A 15,287-nucleotide genomic window follows, 5' to 3' on the forward strand; every position below is an offset into this window, starting at 1 on the left:
ATATTATAACTTTCGATTGACTGACAATTTATCATTAATTTACAATTGGGTTAATTTTTTGAAGTATTTAAATTATGAGTAAACCGACTAAACTTTTCTTTTCTCTAGATGTAATTTTATATCCGCTACTATTTGTTTTTATAATGTGGGTTGTTTTTTGGTTTGAAATACGATTCAATACAGATTTCACACAATTTGGTGTGCGACCTGGGAAATTAGAAGGATTGCGTGGAATTTTATTTGGACCCTTTATACATGGTAGCTTAAAGCATTTATTTAATAACTCAATTCCTATGTTAGTGCTTATGAGTGCACTTTTTTATTTTTATCGTTCTATTCGTTGGCGCATATTGATAATAGGTTTGTTAATAACAGGGATTTTGACATGGGTTATAGGAAGACCTGCAAACCACATAGGAGCAAGTGGAGTAGTTTATCTTTTGGCATCATTTCTTTTTTTTAAAGGAATTATTTCTAAACATTATCAGCTAACAGCTTTATCATTTGCTGTAGTTTTTATTTATGGTAGTTTACTGTGGTATGTTTTCCCTGTAGACCCAGTTATATCTTGGGAAGGACATCTTTCAGGATTTCTAGTTGGATTAACCTTTGCTTTTTTATTTAGAGGGCAATACGTAGAGAAAAAGAAATTTGAATGGGAGCAGGATGATTATAATCCCGAGAATGATCCTTTTATGCGTCAATTTGATGACTTCGGAAATTTTATAGAATTAAAACCAGAGCTAGAAATAGAGTCTTTAGACCCAAATGACTCTCAATCAAATACATTTGCTGAAAGTCAACAACCACTAAAAATACACTACAGTATTATTATAAAGAAAAATAACGAAAATATTTAATTTATTGTAGGCGTTGACGTACTATTTCGTAAAGAAATGCTCCAGAAGCAACCGAAACATTTAGTGAGTTAATTTTACCTAATAAAGGCAATGCTCCTTTTTCATCTACGATATTTAATACTGATTTTGAAACACCAGTACCTTCAGATCCCATAATTATCGCTGTTGGAACTTTAAAATCTATATTATATAAACTGTTATTAGTTTTCTCTGTGGCAGCTACTGTCTTTATACCACTACCTTGGAGATAATAAATTGCATCTTTAATGTGGTCGACCTTACAAATGGGAACATTGTAAATAGCTCCGGCAGACGTCTTCACAGTATCTCCACTAACGGGTGCTCCTCCTTTTTTTTGTATAATAACAGCATCAACTCCAGTACACTCAGCAGTTCTTAAAATTGCACCAAAATTACGAACATCACTAATTTGATCTAAAACAATAAATAAAGGAGATTTGTCACTATTTAAAACATTTTCTACAACACTTTCCATACTATGAAAGGAAACAGGAGAAGTTATTGCAATAATACCTTGGTGATTACTACGGCATAGCTTATCCATTTTTTCGAAAGGGACCGTTGATATAGTGGTGTCTGTTTTTTCAAGATCAGAAATAATACTATCAACCTTTGGGTTATTAAGGCCTTTTTGTACGTAAATTTTATCTATAAACTGATTAGCTCTTATAGCTTCAATAACAGGGTAAATTCCAAATATGAGTGCTTCTTTTTTCATTAAGTAAAAATAAAAAAACCATCCGCATAGCGGATGGTTTAATATGTTAAAAGACATTACATCTTTTTAATTAATCTTCTTCAGGATCCTCAAAAGTTACTTCCCAATTAAATGCAGCTAAAAGACTAGGAGTTGAGACTAAAACTATACCGTCAGAGTTAGCTCCATTCCACATTCCTGGCTCAGGAACAAATTCTGGACTTAAAGGGTCTATGTATCCTGCATCACCTGGTTGTAAATCTCCATTATTTGTTGGAGAAATAAATGAAGACGCAGCTCCATCATACACAATTCCATCAACAGTAGTTACATCAGCAAAAAACTCAAAACTATCACCAGTTTCAAAAGTACTTACAGGGACGCTAAATAAAGTAGCCATGTCTGCGCCTGTAAAACCAATGTCAAAAGGGAAAGTAGTAGTAGATCTAAAAGATAAAGTATCTTCAGAAGCACCTGTAAAATTACCTAGAACTCTAATTTCATAAAGAGCAGCATTTTCATTAGGATCTTCTACAGCCATATCGAAACTAGCTGTAGTTGGATCAGCACCAGCATTAAATTCTGGTAAAGAAACAAATTTTACAAATCCACCGTTAGTTAACTCGGGAAAACGTGCTTTATCCTCATCTTCACAACTTGTAAATGCTACTGAAGTAACTAAAGCAACAAAAGCAAGAGAAAATATTTTATTTATATTTTTCATATTAATTATATTAAATGTTATTAGTCAATAAAATTGTCTGGATTATTATCCCAGAAAGTTTTGTTAGAAGGTGTGTTTTGAGTAACATTAGGATTATTACTAACTTCATTAGCTGGATATCTCCAAGTTCTTGGATACGGTCCTGCAGCAATAACAGCTTCCTGTAATTCAGGTGATCCTGTTCTTCTATATGTGTTATAAGCTTCAATAGCTCCACCAAAAGAAGCAATCCATTGTTCTCTAGCAATAATTTCTAATTTACCATCATTTGATGCACTTGAATACTCATTAACTACTCGAGTAACATAAGCATCTACATCTGCAGAAGTAGCTTCATAATTAGTACCATCAAAACTTGTATCAACACCTTCAGCAAAAGATAAAACTTTAGTCATACTACGACGAATTCCTAACTCTAAAAGTTGTGCTGGACTTCCTCCACCAGTACCTAAAGTTAAAGCAGCTTCAGCTAAAGCAAAATGTGTATGTGAAGAAAGGTAAATTGGTAAAACCCCTGCTCCTTGTAATGTGTTTTCAGTGTCTCTAGCTCTCTCAAAAGCATTGTTGTCAAATGCTCCTCCTCCTGGATATACACCGGCAGCAGTTTTTCTAGCACCATCATTAGGAAGACCTTCAGTGTCACCGTGATCTCTACCCCAATATAAGTTACCAACATAACAATAATCATAATTAGCATCACCCTCACAAGGTAATCTTGATCCTGAAGGCTCGCTATCAGTTTGTCTATAATGATAATAACGAACTCTTGGATCAGCAATACCATTTTCAATAAAAATTCCAGTAGCATCTCCAGAATTTAAGTAATCATACAAGTTGTTACTTTGGTATGTATCAACAGTAGATGAATAGTTATTTGCAAAATAAGGGTGTGGACTTGAAGGATTGTAAATAAAATTAAAATCTTCAGATACTTCATCTATAATGTTAGAACCTAGAACTGAGTTAATTCCAGCAGTGGCTCCCGAAGGATCAACTAATCTTTGATTTAAATAAGCACGAAGCTTAAGTGAGTTAGCAAGTGCAATCCAATTTGATGCTTCAAAAGATTCATGAAAGAAATCACTTGGTATAACAGTTGAACCTTGATTAAAATTAGCAATAGCACTATCTAAAAGTTCAAATTGTGCATCATAAACAGAGCTTCCTGAATCTAAGACAGGATTAGGGAATTCTTCAGGTTGATTAGCTTGAGAAAAAGGAACATCACCAAAATGATCAACAAGTAAGAAATATGCGTAAGCTTCTAATACTTGAGCAACACCTAAATGATTAGGTAAATCAAATTCATTAGTAACCAATACTTGTTCTAAGAAGTCTACGTTTGCAAACATACCATATGAATTATTCCATGCAGTATTTCCTGTAGTAACACCTACAGTATTTGGATAAGTATCTCTTTGATTATCGAGCCTAACAATATCACTGTCAATTCCGCTATAAGAACCTACAACTTGATTGAAATCTAATTGTATCTGATTTAACACGAAATTTGGGTCAGCTGAATCAACAGTAATAGAATTAGGGTTCTCTAATAACTCTAATTCTCCTGTCTCACAACTAAATAGCGTCAATGCAAATGAAGCTATTAGAGAGTATTTAAAAATATTTTTCATTTTTTATAATGTTTTAAATTAATAGTCATAGGTAGAACAATTGAGAAACAATTTTACCACCTATGACATATTTTTTTTTTTTTAGAATGATGCTTTTACACTAAAAGAATAACGTTTTGTTGTCGGACCAGTTTGAAAATCTAAACCTTGTCCATTACCTACACCACTACTAAGTGCTTCTGGATCAAAACTAAATGCATCGGGAATATTAAATGTTTTAATATATAAATTAGTTCCTGATAAAGAAAAACTTACGTTACCAAAAGGTGTTTTCTCTAAAGTCTTTTCAGAAAGAGCATAAGATAAGGATACTTCTCTTAATCTTAGGTGAGATGCATCATATATTCCTTGTCCTGCTGGATCAACTAAATTGATAAAATATAAATCATTAGCACTAATTTGAATGTTATTTTCAATAGGGTTTCCTTGACCATCTCTTAACAATTCTCCTGTGTTAGGATTAGCTAATAAACCTGGAATTACGTAAGATCCTTCTCTGTTGTCTTCATTAACAGTTGTTACACCTCTACGGTAATATTGACTAGCTGTTTGAGAATATATATCACCACCATGTGTATATTCTATTTGAGCATTTAAAGTCAAGTTTTTATAAGTAAAACCATTAATTACTGTGGCATTCCAATCTGGGTTTGGATCTCCAATCGTTTCGTCTTCAAATCCAATCACATCACTAGAAATTACTTTACCGTCATTAGGATTAATTAATAGAACTCCTTCAACACCAACTCCTAATGGATTTTCATCAGTAATGTTAGCTGGGTCATAACGAGAAGCATAATTTCCTTTAATTACTCCTAATGCTTCACCTTCAGAAGCAAAGTTTCCTAAATTGCTAAATCCTGCAAATGCAAATGGCTCTAAACCACCTAAATCAGTTACTTCATTTTCGTAAGCTGTAAAATTAGTTCTTACATCCCAAGAAAAGTTTTCAGACTTTAATGGTGTGAAGTTTAAGCCAACTTCAAGACCTTTAATTTGAGATTCTGCAATGTTATCATTTATAAATGAAAAACCTGTTGAAGTTGCAAGTGGACGATCAACAATTTGATCTGTAATTACTCTTTTGTAAACTGTTGCATCTAAAGTTAATCTACGATTAAAAAATTCTGCTTCAATACCAGCTTCAACTTCTTGTTGTAATTCTGGTTCTAAGTCAAGATTAGGACGTGTTCCAGGAATACCGTTTGTAGTTGAAGGGTTACCATTTCCATCAAAGAATGCAGTTGGATTAGTACTTAATGCTAATCGAGTGTTATATGGATTCGGGAAACGAGCCGATGTACCAAAACTACCTCTAAATTTTAAAAACCCTAAACCTTCTGGAGAACCAAAACCATCAATTGAAGAAGGTACAAAAGATAAGGAAACACCAGGGTAAAATAAAGATCTATTTTCTTGTTCTAATGTTGAAGCCCAATCATTACGACCAGATAATGTCAAGAATAAATATTTATCATAATTAAAATCTAACTGTGCATAAGCACCTAGAATATTTTGTTCTTGTTCAAAATTAAGACCACCATTTCTTAATGGGTCATAGTTTGAAGAAGTTAAATAATTATTGTGATTAGAAAAATCGAAAACAATTTGATCTCTACTTGAAATACCAAATTGAGAGTAAGTATCTCTACGTGCATTAAAACCAACAGTAGAACTGAATCCAATTTTATCTGTAATCTCTACATTATTAAATGCAAGGTTTAAATTGTGATCATAAATAAAGTTAGTACCAGTTGTAGTTCTTAAATAACCATTTCTGTATAAATCAACAAAATTTAATCCATCACCATTATTAGGACCGTCATCATTTGCTCCTTTAGCAACTCTGTATTCTTGCTTTTCAGTATATGAATCAAGACCAAATCTATAAGATAACGTTGCGTTATCAGAAATTTCATATGAAGCTCCAAGTGTTCCAAAATAACGATTAGTTAATTGTTCTTGACCAGCATAGTTTAATAACCAATAAGGGTTTGTTTGGTCACCTCTGTAATAAACTTGAGATCTATCATTTGGATTTTCAAATGGTAAATTTGATAAGTCTAAGTTTCTTGGCAAGAATAAAGTTCTTGTAAAAACCGATATTGATCCTGCAGCATTATTTGCAGCAATAGGAGGAGTGTTAACTCTAAGATTACTAAAATTAGCAGTTCCATTGAAAGTAAACTTATTAGATAATTTAGTAGATCCACCTAAACCAATATTGTAACGAGTCAAACCATTATTTCTAATAAAACCATCTTCAGATGCATACCCGAAATTTAAGTTATAACGAGTATTACCCTCGTTACCTGGAGACCCAGCAACATTTACAGACATTGTCTGTCCAAGTCCAGTTCTGAAAAAATCCTTAACGTTATCTTCTGCAGCAGTATAAGGTATCTCTAAACCATCAAATTCAGGAAACACAGTTCCAAAGTCAGCAGCAAGTGGATGAGCAATTGTTAAGTTATCATCAAATCTACCTCCCCAGTTTCCTACAAAACCAGGATTTGGTGTATTGTCAGAACCTTGTCCATAAGTATTTTGGTACTCTGCTAAATTTGCAATTTCTACAGCATAAACAGCAGATGAAACTGTAACTTCAAATTTTTTGTTTAAGTCTTTTGAACTTCCATTTTTAGTAGTTATTAATACAACACCATTACGTCCTTGTTGACCGTAAAGAACGGCAGCACTAAGACCTTTAAGAATACTCACACTTTCAATGTTATTAGGATCTAAGTCTAAGAAACGACTACTAGTAGTAGTGCTTCCAGTTCCAAAACCATTTTGAGTGTTTGTTCCTGCATCAAAAGGAACTCCATCAACTACAAATAAAGGCTGGTTGTTACCATTAATAGAACTTTTTGAACGAATTACAAAATTTGTACCCGAACCAGTAGCACCACCAGTTGCAGTAATTTGAACCCCAGCTACTTTACCATTTAGTGAACGCACAACGTCACTTTCAGGTTTGTTCTCAATAGCTTCAGCTTCAAGAGTCGTTACAGCATAACCAAGAGACTTTCGCTCCTTTGTTACACCACCGTAACCAGTAATAACTACTTCAGAAAGAGTTTGTCCTTCCTCAAGAGTTATGTTGATGCGACCAGATGCAGCAGTAACAGGTCTTTGAACATTGTCAAAACCTACATAACTAAATACAAGTGTTTGTCCCACCGCAGTTGAGATAGAGTAATTTCCATCAAAATCTGATTGTGTTCCATTTGTCGTACCTTTTACGATAATGTTAACCCCTGGTAATGGTAAGCCTGAACTATCAGTCACCGTTCCGGAGATTGTTTTTTCTTGTGCAAACGAGAGTTGCACTACTAACGCTAGCAATAGCGTTAAAATTCCACTAAACTTTGTTTTCATGTTATAATTATTTGAATTAGCCAATGCCAAAAATCACAATAAAAAGTTAATTACACAACTTTTTAAACTTAAATTTTGCTTTTTTTTGAAAGTGACACACCCGACGAAGCCCCGTTTTATCAGAAACGGGAAGTTAGGCTAACGTGTATTTTGGTGTTCGAAAATTTAAAGTCTTGATTGTCAATATTTCCATTTGCGATATTTAAACTAAGTATCCCGGCTTTTGTCAAAACTCCAATGCCAAGCCCGAAACTGAAAAGTTTCTCTTTTTGTTCAATAACATTGTTTTCAAAATATGCTAAATCTATGATCGAATGTATGTAGGATGAAGAATTCAAAAGATACCTATATTCAGTGTTTATAACTGAAAAAAAAGTTGCGTCAATGCTGTTTTCTGTAAAGCCCCTAATGCTTTGAATTCCACCAAATCTAAATAATTCGTTAGTTAAGTAAGTCTCGCTAAATAAAACATTCGTGTTGTTTCTTATGAATATTGAATTTTTATCGTTAAGAGGCAGGATGTGTGAAATGTCGTTTTCTATAATTGATTGATTTTCTGTATTTGTTTCTGTAGTTTTTCTGCCTTGGCCTAAATTTAGTAATATATTTGTTTTGACAGGAAATAAAATACTTTTTTGAATTTTCACATAATTTAGTCCTAATGTAACAAATTTTGATTTGTAGTTTTCAATGTTTGTTAAAGTTTCGTCAAGTAAATTGCTCGATGATTTTCCTAGGTAGCCAATTGTTAAGTTTGTTCTAGGTTTTAATTGATAGGTCACATTTACTGATTGCGATGTGTTTGAAAAAGTGGTGTCTCTCCTAAAAATTTTAAGTTCAAGTGAAATTCCTAATGGAGTTTTTGCGATGTAAGGCAATGTTGTCTTTATCCTAAAGTTTCGCTGATCATTTCCATCTGCCTTATAATTGAAAAGTAATTGCTCTCCATAATTTAAATTATTATTTAATTCTAAATTAAGATAACCATTAAGTTCTAGTTTGTTGGTTTCTTCGTTTGTGGAAAAACCTAATATACCATCAAAATTATTGTAATTTCTTTTTTCTAAATAAAAATAAACAACAGTACTGTCCTTCCTAAAGAGTGCTTCGGGTGTCTTAAGGGTATTGATGAATCCTAAGCTGCTTAATGTGTTATTTTGCTCAGTTATTTTTTTTTGGTCAAACACTTTTCCCTTTTTTACTCCAGCATAATATTTTAAGAATGACTTCGGAAATTTGTCATACCCTTTTATTGCAATGCTATCAATAGTTCTTATCGGGCCTCTTTCGGTTTCTAGTGTTGCTGAAATTTCTCCATCTTTGTTTTTAAAATTTGTGAGTCTTAGTCTTGCGAATGCATTTCCGTTTTTGGTTTGATTGGTATTTAATGAATTAAGTGTCTTTTCAACTTCGGAAATAGGCTGTATAAAATACTTTTCGTTGTTAAAATAACTAATATTTTTAATGTCTTGCTTTTTAAAAAGAGAGGCGTCATAAAAAATTTTTATCATCTCAATTTTATTTCCGAAGAAAAAATGCGCATTAAAAACCGAATCATTTATTTTTTGAATAGTTTCAAGTTTGCATTCAATAAACCCAAACTGCTGAATTTTTAAAGAAATTTTTATAGCTTCTTCGGAAATAGATTTTAAATTTTTATGGGTATTGTCAAAATTTATTGAGTCTAGAAGGGTTGCTGAAATTGAAATTTCCGAAGAAATTGTCAGTTTCAGATCTTGTGCAGGTAATTTATTGTTAAATGCAGTATATATATTAAGGTAGATAAATATGTAAAAAAGATGTTTCAAAAACTGTTTTATTTTGTTTTGTAAAGCTAACGATGTTCGTGGGGTTTTAATATCTGAAAATGAAATTAATAAAAAAGGTAGAAATTTAATCGACTAACATTTGAGTTTTCAATTATTTATTATATTTTTGCACGCCCTAATAAGAGGGAATTTTATTATAAATTAAGTATAACAAGGATTTTTATGCCAACTATTTCACAATTAGTACGAAAAGGAAGGACCAAAATAACCAAGAAGTCGAAATCGGCTGCATTGGATTCGTGCCCGCAACGCCGCGGTGTTTGTACGCGTGTATATACTACTACTCCTAAAAAGCCAAACTCGGCAATGCGTAAAGTTGCGCGTGTTCGTTTGACAAATGGAAAAGAAGTAAACGCATACATTGGTGGTGAAGGACACAATTTACAAGAGCACTCGATAGTATTGGTTAGAGGTGGAAGGGTGAAAGATTTGCCTGGAGTTAGATATCATATTGTTCGTGGAGCCTTAGATACCGCTGGTGTCGATGGAAGAACGCAACGTAGGTCTAAGTACGGAGCTAAGCGCCCTAAGAAGTAATTTTAAACAAATTTAAAACGAAGACATGAGAAAAAGAGCAGCCAAAAAAAGACCGCTTTTGCCAGATCCAAGGTTTAATGACCAATTGGTGACACGTTTTGTTAATAACATGATGTGGGATGGTAAAAAATCGGTGGCGTTCAAGGTGTTTTACGATGCAATTGACATTGTAGAAGAAAAGAAAACTGACGAAGAAAAAACAGGTTTAGAGATTTGGAAGGATGCCCTTTCAAATGTTATGCCTCACGTTGAAGTGCGTAGTCGTAGAGTTGGTGGAGCAACGTTCCAGATACCAATGCAGATACGCGCGGACCGTAAAATATCTACTGCGATGAAGTGGTTGATAGGTTATGCTAGAAAACGTAACGAAAAATCGATGGCTCAAAAGCTTGCTTCTGAAATCTTAGCTGCGGCTAAGGAAGAAGGGGCAGCTGTTAAAAAGCGTACAGACACGCATAAAATGGCCGAAGCAAATAAAGCATTCTCACATTTCAGATTCTAAAAAATGGCAAGAGACTTAAAATTAACTAGAAATATTGGTATTGCTGCTCATATTGATGCAGGTAAAACTACTACTACAGAGCGTATTTTGTACTATACAGGTGTAAGTCATAAAATTGGAGAAGTGCATGATGGTGCTGCTACAATGGACTGGATGGAGCAGGAGCAGGAGCGTGGTATTACAATTACCTCTGCGGCTACTACATGTACTTGGCAGTTCCCAATGGAAAATGCTCAGGTTACTCCTACTACAAAAGATTACCATTTTAATATTATTGACACTCCTGGTCACGTTGATTTTACTGTTGAGGTAAATCGTTCATTACGTGTACTTGATGGTTTGGTCTTTTTGTTTAGTGCGGTTGATGGTGTTGAGCCACAATCAGAAACTAACTGGAGACTTGCTGATAATTATAAGGTACCACGTATTGGTTTTGTAAATAAAATGGACCGTCAGGGTTCTAATTTTATGAACGTTTGCCAGCAGGTAAAAGATATGTTAGGGTCAAATGCTGTACCAATTGTATTAAATATTGGTGATGAGATTGACTTTAAAGGTATTGTGGATTTAGTGAAGAATCGTGCTATTGTTTGGCATGATGAAACACAAGGGGCGACTTTTGATGTTGTAGCTATTCCGGATGATTTAAAAGAAGAGGCTAGATTGTTAAGGGGTAAGCTTATTGAAGAGGTTGCTGCTTATGATGAAAACCTTTTAGAAAAATATATGGAGGATGAGGATTCTATTACAGAAGATGAAGTGCATGCTGCGCTTCGTGCTGCTGTTATGGACATGTCTATTATTCCTATGATTTGCGGTTCTGCATTTAAGAATAAAGGAGTTCAGTTTCTTCTTGATGCAGTGTGTCGTTACTTGCCTTCTCCAATGGATAAGGATGGTATTGTGGGTGTGAATCCAGAAACAGAAAAAGAAGAATTACGTAAGCCAGATGTAAAGGAGCCTTTCGCTGCTTTAGCATTTAAAATTGCGACAGATCCATTTGTGGGTCGTCTTGCATTTTTCCGTGCTTATTCGGGACGCTTAGATGCAGGTTCTTATATTTTGAACAATCGTTCAGGTAAAAAGGAGCGTATCTCGCGTATATACCAAATGCACTCTAATAAACAAAATGCTATTGATTTTATTGAGGCAGGTGATATTGGGGCTGCAGTAGGTTTTAAAGATATTAAGACTGGTGATACAATGAGTGATCAAGATCATCCTATTGTTTTAGAATCTATGGATTTCCCAGATCCGGTAATCGGTATTGCTGTTGAACCTAAAACTAAGGCAGATGTAGATAAATTAGGTATGGCTTTGAGTAAGCTTGCTGAAGAAGATCCTACATTTACAGTTCGTACTGATGAGGCTTCTGGGCAAACTATTATCTCAGGAATGGGTGAGCTTCACTTAGATATTATCGTTGACCGTTTAAGACGCGAGTTTAAGGTTGAAGTTAATCAAGGTGCTCCTCAGGTTGAGTACAAAGAAGCTGTTACAAGAACTGCAAGTCATAGAGAGGTTTATAAGAAACAATCTGGTGGGCGTGGTAAGTTTGCTGATATTGTATTTGATTTAGGTCCTGTGGGTGAAGAAGATGCTCAGGAAGGATTGACTTTTGAAAATAAAATTAAAGGTGGTAATGTTCCTAAGGAATTTATCCCTTCGGTTGAGAAAGGATTTAAACAAGCGATGGTTAATGGACCATTAGCAGGTTTTGAAGTTGATAGTTTGAAAGTAACACTTAATGATGGTTCTTTCCACCCTGTGGATAGTGATGCATTGTCATTTGAGCTTGCGGCTAAAATGGGCTTTAAGGCTGTTGCAAAATCAGCTGGTGCTGTTATACTCGAGCCAATTATGAAACTTGAGGTAATTACGCCTGAGGAGAATATGGGTGATATAGTAGGTGATTTAAATAGAAGACGTGGTCAAGTGAGTGATATGGGAGACCGTGCGGGAGCTAAAACTGTAAAAGCTACAGTGCCACTTTCTGAGATGTTTGGTTATGTTACAACATTAAGAACTTTGTCATCAGGTAGAGCAACATCAACAATGGAATTTTCACATTATGCTGAAACCCCTTCTAATATTTCAGAAGAGGTTATTAAAGCGGCAAGAGGAACTAACGATTAATATTTCAGCAATGAGTCAAAAAATAAGAATTAAATTAAAATCTTACGATCATAATTTAGTAGACAAATCTGCTGAGAAAATCGTAAAAACGGTAAAGAGTACGGGTGCAGTAGTGACTGGTCCTATCCCATTGCCAACACATAAAAAAATATTTACAGTATTGCGTTCACCACACGTTAATAAAAAGAGTAGAGAACAGTTCCAGTTAAGTTCTTATAAGAGGTTATTGGACATCTATAGTTCTTCTTCAAAGACAATTGACGCTCTAATGAAATTAGAGTTGCCTAGTGGTGTAGAAGTAGAGATTAAAGTGTAAGTGAATTCTGAATTTATATTCTGAATTTAGAAAAATAAAAAACATGTCCTGAGCTGCGTGCGAGGGAAAAACGGTAAACAAAGTAACATTCGGGATCGAATTTATTTTGATCCCTTTTTTTATGAAGTTTTAGCTTTCGCTAAAATTTTAACGAAATAATGTTTCCGTTTAAAGGAAAATAATAGGTAATATAAACGAATGCCGAGAATTGGGTCACGATGATTTAATTAGAGTGTTCATAATTTTAAATTTAATAAATATGTCTGGGTTAATTGGAAGAAAGATAGGGATGACCAGCATCTTTGACGAGAAAGGTAAGAATATGCCTTGTACCGTTATTGAATGCGGTCCTTGTGTTGTTACCCAAGTCAGAACCGAAGAAGTAGATGGGTATAATGCTCTTCAACTTGGTTTCGATGACAAAAAGACTGCTACAAAAGCTGCTCAAGGGCACGCTAAAAAAGCAGGCGTTTCTGTAAAACGTAAAGTCGTTGAATTCAAAGGTTTTGATTCGGAGTACAAATTAGGTGATACAATCACTGTTGAGCACTTTGTTGAAGGTGAGTTTGTCGATGTTGCGGCAACATCTAAAGGTAAAGGTTTTCAAGGGGTTGTTAAACGCCATGGTTTTGGTGGTGTGGGTCAAGCGACTCACGGTCAGCATAATCGATTAAGAGCGCCTGGTTCTATTGGTGCAGCATCATATCCTGCGAGAGTATTCAAAGGAATGAAAATGGCCGGTCAAATGGGAAATGTAAAGGTAAAAGTTGAAAATTTAAGAGTTTTAAAAGTAGTGGCTGAAAAGAACCTGCTTGTTGTTAAAGGTTGTGTGCCTGGACATAAGAACGCTTATGTAACGATTGAGAAATAATGAAGGTAGCTGTATTAGATATTAACGGAAAAGACACAGGTAGAAAGGTAGAGCTTTCTAAAGATGTGTTTGGTATTGAACCTAATAATCATGCTGTATATCTTGATGTTAAGCAATACTTGGCAAATCAACGTCAAGGAACGCATAAGTCAAAAGAACGTGCAGAGATTTCTGGATCTACTAGAAAAATAAAGAAACAAAAGGGGACAGGTACTGCTCGTGCGGGTAGTATTAAGTCTGGTCTTTTTAAAGGTGGTGGTAGAATGTTTGGTCCAAGACCAAGAAACTACTCGTTTAAATTAAATAAGAACTTAAAACGATTAGCTCGTAAATCTGCCTTAACAATGAAGGCAAATGATAAAGCGATCGTTGTAATTGAAGACTTAAATTTTGACACTCCAAAAACAAAAAATTTCACATCAGTTTTAAAGACTTTAGGTCTTAATGATAAAAAATCTTTGTTTGTGTTGGGGGAGCCAAATAATAATGTATATTTGTCTTCGCGAAATTTGAAAGGTACTGAAGTGATAAGTAATTCATCTTTAAGTACTTACAAAATTTTAAACGCAAATAGCGTAGTGCTATTTGAAGGTTCTTTGGAAGGAATTGAGTCAAACTTAAGTAAATAGAAACAAGATGAGTATCTTAATTAAACCTATAATTACGGAAAAAGCTACTGCTGATGCGGAATTAAATAACCGTTACGGCTTTATAGTGAATCCAAAGGCGAACAAGGTAGAAATCAAAAAAGCGGTTGAGGCCACTTATGAAGTTTCTGTCCTTAAGGTTCGTACATTAAATGTCCGCCCGGATAGAAGTACACGTTATACAAAGACGGGTATTCAAACTGGTAAAACAAATGCTTATAAGAAGGCAATTGTACAGGTGGCGGAAGGTGATGAAATAGATTTTTACAATAACATTCAGGATTAATCCTGTATAATTAGACAAAAATGTCAGTAAGAAAATTAAAACCTATCACCCCAGGTCAGCGTTTTAGAGTTGTAAATGGTTTTGACGCCATTACAACTGATAAGCCGGAGAAGTCTTTACTTGCTCCGAATAAGAGGTCTGGTGGTAGAAACAGTCAAGGTAAGATGACTATGCGCTATATAGGTGGTGGTCACAAAAAGAAATATCGTATTATCGATTTCAAACGCGACAAAGCAGGTGTTCCTGCAACTGTAGCGACAATTGAGTATGATCCTAACCGTACTGCTTTCATAGCATTGCTTAATTACCAAGATGGTGAAAAGCGTTATGTGATTGCGCAAAATGGTCTTCAGGTTGGTCAAAACATCGTTTCTGGTGAGCAAACTACTCCTGAAATTGGAAATGCTATGGTTTTGGCAAATGTCCCTTTGGGAACAATTATATCTTGTATTGAATTGCGTCCTGGGCAAGGAGCTGTATTGGCTCGTAGCGCTGGTGCTTTTGCTCAATTAATGGCTCGCGATGGTAAGTATGCAACGGTTAAATTGCCTTCTGGTGAAACTCGTTTGATTTTAGTAACGTGTATGGCTACAATAGGTGCTGTGTCTAATAGTGATCATCAATTGCTTGTATCTGGTAAAGCAGGTAGATCAAGATGGTTGGGTAGAAGACCTCGTACTAGGCCGGTTGTTATGAATCCAGTTGATCACCCGATGGGTGGTGGTGAAGGTAAGTCTTCAGGTGGGCATCCTCGTTCTAGAAACGGTATCCCGGCAAAAGGATTTAGAACTCGTTCTAAGACTAAGCAGAGTAATAAGTATATAATCGAACGTAGAAAGAAATAAG

Annotated in this window: 14 protein-coding genes; 9 read left to right on the forward strand and 5 right to left on the reverse strand. The window is 34.7% G+C overall.

The annotated features are described in order from the left end of the window. Positions 1–74: 74 nt before the first annotated feature. Positions 75–860, forward strand: a complete 786-nt coding sequence (locus GB234_RS05625) for a rhomboid family intramembrane serine protease (RefSeq protein WP_151893527.1) — start codon at positions 75–77, stop codon at positions 858–860. Between the two features lies 1 nt (position 861). On the opposite strand, the gene rlmB is transcribed toward GB234_RS05625, so the two are convergent. From rlmB to GB234_RS05650, 5 genes are all read right to left on the reverse strand, one after another. Next, positions 862–1,599, reverse strand: coding sequence for a 23S rRNA (guanosine(2251)-2'-O)-methyltransferase RlmB (gene rlmB / locus GB234_RS05630; RefSeq protein ID WP_151893528.1), 738 nt, complete (start codon positions 1,597–1,599; stop codon positions 862–864). 70 nt (positions 1,600–1,669) lie between these two features. After that, positions 1,670–2,302, reverse strand: a complete 633-nt coding sequence (locus GB234_RS05635; protein ID WP_151893529.1) for a hypothetical protein — start codon at positions 2,300–2,302, stop codon at positions 1,670–1,672. 20 nt (positions 2,303–2,322) lie between these two features. Continuing rightward, positions 2,323–3,936, reverse strand: coding sequence for a SusD/RagB family nutrient-binding outer membrane lipoprotein (locus GB234_RS05640; protein WP_151893530.1), 1,614 nt, complete (start codon positions 3,934–3,936; stop codon positions 2,323–2,325). Positions 3,937–4,017: 81 nt separating this feature from the next. Further along, complete coding sequence (locus GB234_RS05645; RefSeq protein WP_151893531.1) at positions 4,018–7,317, reverse strand: SusC/RagA family TonB-linked outer membrane protein; 3,300 nt, start codon at positions 7,315–7,317, stop codon at positions 4,018–4,020. A 119-nt stretch (positions 7,318–7,436) separates the two neighbouring features. Next, positions 7,437–9,125, reverse strand: a complete 1,689-nt coding sequence (locus GB234_RS05650) for a POTRA domain-containing protein (protein WP_151893532.1) — start codon at positions 9,123–9,125, stop codon at positions 7,437–7,439. A gap of 183 nt (positions 9,126–9,308) precedes the next feature. On the opposite strand from GB234_RS05650, the gene rpsL reads away from it, so the two are divergent. The 8 genes from rpsL (at position 9,309) to rplB (ending at position 15,286) form a co-directional block, all read left to right on the forward strand. Continuing rightward, the gene (rpsL, locus tag GB234_RS05655) at positions 9,309–9,683 is read left to right on the forward strand and encodes a 30S ribosomal protein S12 (RefSeq protein ID WP_151675177.1); all 375 of its coding nucleotides are present in this window, start codon (positions 9,309–9,311) and stop codon (positions 9,681–9,683) included. A 25-nt stretch (positions 9,684–9,708) separates the two neighbouring features. Continuing rightward, on the forward strand, positions 9,709–10,185 hold the full coding sequence (rpsG, locus tag GB234_RS05660; protein ID WP_151893533.1) for a 30S ribosomal protein S7: 477 nt from the start codon (positions 9,709–9,711) through the stop codon (positions 10,183–10,185). Positions 10,186–10,188: 3 nt separating this feature from the next. Then, positions 10,189–12,321 carry an elongation factor G gene (gene fusA, locus GB234_RS05665; protein WP_151893534.1) on the forward strand — a complete coding sequence of 711 codons (2,133 nt, stop codon included), beginning with the start codon at positions 10,189–10,191 and terminating at the stop codon, positions 12,319–12,321. A 10-nt stretch (positions 12,322–12,331) separates the two neighbouring features. Continuing rightward, entirely contained in the window at positions 12,332–12,637 is a 306-nt protein-coding gene (gene rpsJ, locus GB234_RS05670) for a 30S ribosomal protein S10 (RefSeq protein WP_010181931.1), read from the forward strand. A 259-nt stretch (positions 12,638–12,896) separates the two neighbouring features. Further along, on the forward strand, positions 12,897–13,508 hold the full coding sequence (rplC, locus tag GB234_RS05675; protein ID WP_151893535.1) for a 50S ribosomal protein L3: 612 nt from the start codon (positions 12,897–12,899) through the stop codon (positions 13,506–13,508). After that, positions 13,508–14,137 (forward strand): 50S ribosomal protein L4, encoded by a 630-nt coding sequence (gene rplD, locus GB234_RS05680; protein ID WP_151893536.1) that lies wholly within the window; start codon positions 13,508–13,510, stop codon positions 14,135–14,137. The genes rplC and rplD overlap by 1 nt, the downstream gene beginning before the upstream one ends. Before the next feature lie 7 nt (positions 14,138–14,144). Next, a complete protein-coding gene (gene rplW / locus GB234_RS05685) occupies positions 14,145–14,441 on the forward strand; it encodes a 50S ribosomal protein L23 (protein WP_151893537.1) in 297 nt (98 codons plus the stop codon). A gap of 20 nt (positions 14,442–14,461) precedes the next feature. Beyond that, positions 14,462–15,286, forward strand: coding sequence for a 50S ribosomal protein L2 (rplB, locus tag GB234_RS05690; RefSeq protein ID WP_151893538.1), 825 nt, complete (start codon positions 14,462–14,464; stop codon positions 15,284–15,286). Position 15,287 lies beyond the last annotated feature (1 nt).

Origin of the sequence: Patiriisocius marinistellae (assembly GCF_009014635.1) — a bacterium.
Classification (GTDB): domain Bacteria; phylum Bacteroidota; class Bacteroidia; order Flavobacteriales; family Flavobacteriaceae; genus Patiriisocius; species Patiriisocius marinistellae.

Excerpts from the sequence above, each read along its gene's own strand:
- GB234_RS05635 (WP_151893529.1), bottom strand. The coding sequence starts at position 2,302 with ATGAAAAATATAAATAAAATATTTTCTCTTGCTTTTGTTGCTTTAGTT.
- rlmB (WP_151893528.1), bottom strand. The coding sequence starts at position 1,599 with ATGAAAAAAGAAGCACTCATATTTGGAATTTACCCTGTTATTGAAGCT.
- rpsG (WP_151893533.1), top strand. The coding sequence starts at position 9,709 with ATGAGAAAAAGAGCAGCCAAAAAAAGACCGCTTTTGCCAGATCCAAGG.
- rplC (WP_151893535.1), top strand. The coding sequence starts at position 12,897 with ATGTCTGGGTTAATTGGAAGAAAGATAGGGATGACCAGCATCTTTGAC.
- rpsL (WP_151675177.1), top strand. The coding sequence starts at position 9,309 with ATGCCAACTATTTCACAATTAGTACGAAAAGGAAGGACCAAAATAACC.
- rplB (WP_151893538.1), top strand. The coding sequence starts at position 14,462 with ATGTCAGTAAGAAAATTAAAACCTATCACCCCAGGTCAGCGTTTTAGA.
- rplW (WP_151893537.1), top strand. The coding sequence starts at position 14,145 with ATGAGTATCTTAATTAAACCTATAATTACGGAAAAAGCTACTGCTGAT.
- GB234_RS05640 (WP_151893530.1), bottom strand. The coding sequence starts at position 3,936 with ATGAAAAATATTTTTAAATACTCTCTAATAGCTTCATTTGCATTGACG.
- GB234_RS05625 (WP_151893527.1), top strand. The coding sequence starts at position 75 with ATGAGTAAACCGACTAAACTTTTCTTTTCTCTAGATGTAATTTTATAT.
- GB234_RS05645 (WP_151893531.1), bottom strand. The coding sequence starts at position 7,317 with ATGAAAACAAAGTTTAGTGGAATTTTAACGCTATTGCTAGCGTTAGTA.
- rplD (WP_151893536.1), top strand. The coding sequence starts at position 13,508 with ATGAAGGTAGCTGTATTAGATATTAACGGAAAAGACACAGGTAGAAAG.
- fusA (WP_151893534.1), top strand. The coding sequence starts at position 10,189 with ATGGCAAGAGACTTAAAATTAACTAGAAATATTGGTATTGCTGCTCAT.
- rpsJ (WP_010181931.1), top strand. The coding sequence starts at position 12,332 with ATGAGTCAAAAAATAAGAATTAAATTAAAATCTTACGATCATAATTTA.